The sequence below is a fragment of the Blautia sp. ZXY-1-B12 genome, assembly GCF_056339915.1.
Window position 1 is genome coordinate 1 of the sequence record NZ_JBWJVP010000113.1, and the last position, 3,602, is coordinate 3,602.

4 protein-coding genes are annotated in these 3,602 nt (G+C 40.9%); all 4 read right to left on the reverse strand.

Features of this window, described 5'->3' with window-relative positions; translation table 11 throughout:
- Positions 1-348: glycosyltransferase family 2 protein (locus AC075L_RS06850; RefSeq protein ID WP_476387416.1), on the reverse strand; the 348-nt coding region annotated here is incomplete at its 3' end.
- Complete coding sequence (mutY, locus tag AC075L_RS06855; protein WP_118633037.1) at positions 345-1,403, reverse strand: A/G-specific adenine glycosylase; 1,059 nt, start codon at positions 1,401-1,403, stop codon at positions 345-347. The genes mutY and AC075L_RS06850, both read right to left, overlap by 4 nt.
- Before the next feature lie 195 nt (positions 1,404-1,598).
- Positions 1,599-1,895 carry a DUF3784 domain-containing protein gene (locus AC075L_RS06860; RefSeq protein ID WP_118633038.1) on the reverse strand — a complete coding sequence of 99 codons (297 nt, stop codon included), beginning with the start codon at positions 1,893-1,895 and terminating at the stop codon, positions 1,599-1,601.
- Positions 1,896-2,071: 176 nt separating this feature from the next.
- Positions 2,072-3,586, reverse strand: a complete 1,515-nt coding sequence (locus tag AC075L_RS06865) for a L,D-transpeptidase family protein (RefSeq protein ID WP_118569370.1) — start codon at positions 3,584-3,586, stop codon at positions 2,072-2,074.
- Between the last annotated feature and the right edge of the window lie 16 nt (positions 3,587-3,602).

Here is a 3,602-nt window from a genome sequence, read left to right on the forward strand (position 1 = left end):
AACTGTCTGCGGACCTCTGAGCAGTTCATATAAAGTTTTCAGAATCTGTACATATGCTTCTTTATTTACCCAGTCATCACTGTCCACTACCTTGAAATACAATCCTGTAGCATTTCTGATCCCTGAATTGACAGCTTCTCCATGACCGCCGTTTTCCTGATGAATTACCTTTACAATTGTCGGATATTTCCTGGCATAAGCATCTGCAATCTCAGCAGTTCTGTCAGAAGATCCGTCATCTATTACAAGAATCTCTACTTCTTCTCCTCCCACCAGCAATGACTCTATACAGTTCTCCATATAATCCTGTGAATTATAGCATGGAATCGCAATACTTAACAGTTTCATCTTGTTTCCTCCTTGATATACTTTGCATACGCTCCAAAAGCAGATGGAATTGCGTATTGTTTACCTGACTGTTCTTTACTTACAAAAATGAGTTCTTTATCCTGTGTTGTCTTTAGGGATGATACCTTTATTCTGTATGCCTGCATTCTCCATTCAATATGGGAGAAAATATGTTTCGCAGGCGGAAGTTCTTCTATATATAATGGATCAAGTCCCAACTCTTTTACGTACAAAAGCGCATCTTCGCTTTTTAAATGTCCCTGAATATTTGGCAGTTCATATAAGCCTGCCAAAAGTCCTTTCTCAGGTCTTTTCCTGATAGCTGTGCATTCTCCGTCCTGAATGATAAACACAGTCCTGTTGTCCTGTGTTCTGGCTTTCTTAGGTGCTTTTACAGGAATCATATCCGCTTTATCATGTCTGTGAGCCAGACAGGTAAATGCAATCGGACATTCTGCACATTTCGCCTGACCGTTGGGAACACATATCACAGCTCCCAGTTCCATCAGTGCCTGATTAAAGTCTCCCGGACAATCTGAGGGCATGATCTGCGAAACCTGCTGTTCTATTTTTCTGCGGACAGACTGCCGGCTGATGTCTTCCGTACTCTCTGTAATTCTGGAAATCACACGCAGTACATTCCCGTCTACAGCCGGAACCTTTTCCCCATATGCGATCGATGCAATGGCACCGGCTGTATAACTTCCTATTCCCTTTAACGACAAAAGTGCCTGATAATCTTCAGGCAGTCTGCCATTATATTCATCTTTTACAGTTTTCGCCGCTTCCTGCATGTTCCGAACGCGGTTATAATATCCCAGTCCCTCCCATAACTTCAGAAGTTTCTCTTCAGGACATTCCGCCAGTGACTGAATATCCGGGAGTTCTGTGATAAATCTCTGAAAATAGGGTTTCACTGCCTCCACTCTGGTTTGCTGCAGCATAATCTCCGACACCCATGTATAATAAGCATTGTCCTTATCTCTCCATGGAAGAATCCTCTTATTATCCCTGTACCATTTTACCAGAGGCTGCACAATCTCTTCAAGTACCATAATTTATCTTTTCCTCGTTTATTTACTGTTCACTCCATTCTCAGTAACGCCGCCAAAATTCATTTCAGATTACCTGTGGCAATTGGATTTTGGCCTGTATGTCATTTTATCACAAAACAGGAAAAAACGCTAATACATAAAAATAAAAAGGACCGTACACATTTTACCGTATCTCGATCCTTCTTGCCTTATTCATTATTTTTTACATTTTAATCTCAAATAACACACAAGCCCGACAATAATGATCAGAAGTGCTGCTATGTAAGCTATTTTAAAGGCCAGTGATGTAGTAAAAAGATCTATAGCAGAAACAACGCCAATCAAAATAAGCGCAACTCCACTTGCTTTTGCCATCTTCTCTTCATCATAAAGCTTTTTACTGATGTCCGAGTTTCCACCTTTCAGGAAAATATCCCCATGTCCTGTCAGAAGCATTATTCCTACTATGAAAGCGGCAATTGTCAGTATGATGTTTAAAGAATCAAAATTCATAACCTTCCCCTTTCTTTCTGCATTTTACCATACAGAACCTTTTTTCTTTTTATAGAAATCCGGGACTATTGTTTCGTATACAATGATCCCGGAATATCCATACCTGTTTTTATTTTTCAGAAAACTGTTCAATACCTCCAATTAAAAGATTACAGAAAAGTAATTCCTGATCAATATTAATAGAAACATACGATTGGAATATTGCAGTCAATAATATTATAAAGTTCTGCTGCTTTCTCCGGCGGCATATTGATACATCCATGCGAACCGCCTTCCATGAAACGATCTCCACCAAAGTATGGCTGCCAGTTTGCATCGTGGAAACCAATACCGCCATTAAACGGCATCCAGTACGTTACCGGCTGTTCATATTCGTATTTACCGTTTGCCAGCTGTTTACCTCTGAGCACATCCGGGCTCTTCTTATAATAAATCGTATAAATACCGGCCGGAGTCTGACGGTCAGAATATCTCATATCACCGGAAACAATATCTGACTCAAAGATATCTTCTCCGTTCTGGTAGAAATACATATGCTGTTCGGACAGATCCACTTCAATATAAGTATTTCCTATATCATTGTAACCATGTGCATTGGCTGTCATAGAATAAACCGGCTCTCTGGTTGTCTGTGTCCCTGACTGGATTTCCTGTGTCAGCTGTGCAACCTCTGAAGCCTGGTCTATCTGCCATCCATATGCAGAACCGTATACACTGACAGTTCTCCCACTTGTTGTCTGGAACTCTCTTTCAGTTCCCACCGTATCATGGGCCGCTGCAAGCTGCGCCACATAATCTGCGATGTGCTGTCTGAAAGATGTATCATCCATGATCAGCTGTCCTTTTTCATCAAAATTCAGCCAGTCTTTGATCGTATTGCCATCCAGGGTTTCCGTTTCATCTCCAAAAGTATACGTAATGCTTGCTTTTGTGAAATTATTACATGCATTAAGAGACGCCTGCAGATCCGGATTGTCGCTGGTGATATCTGCTTTTACATACACGTCCGGCTCACTGTCGAAATCAACCGAAGTTTTATTTCCCGAAACAGCTTCCGAAAGCACATTATAAGCATTTTTCAAATCCAGCTTACTTCCCTCTGTCTCCGGAACAATCTCAAACTGCGAATCTCCATATGCGACATATGCATTCTCAGGAGCTACCTGATTCTCTTTCTGTGCACAGTTAAGTGCCTTCACCTGTTTTTTCAGCTTTTCTTTATCGTAAGTCGTATTCTCAGCGGCTGTATAGCTCTTCTTTTCAAAAAAACCTCTGATCCATTCATAAGGTTTCTGATCTTTCAGAAGTTTCAGAACACTTCCATCAGAAACATAACTATAACCGATCTGATCTCCGCTGATCGTCTGCGGATCCAGATTTCTGGAATCAACCTCTATGGAATAATTCTCTACTGTCTTCGCAATCTTCTGTTCTGCCTCATAAGCAGTTTTACCTGAACAGTCAATACCATTGATTGATGTTCCTTCAAAGAATTTATCCGAATAATAATATGACATACCTGCATATGCGGCTCCGGCACTTACAATAACCATTGCCACTGCGATTCCTGTAATTTTTAATCCTTTATACTTCTTACGAACAGGTGGTTCATAAGGTGCAAGATCTTCATCACTGATCGGTACATACGAAATTCTCCCCGGTCTTGCGGATTTATGGCGTCTGCCAGTTATTTCCGTACTGCCATTT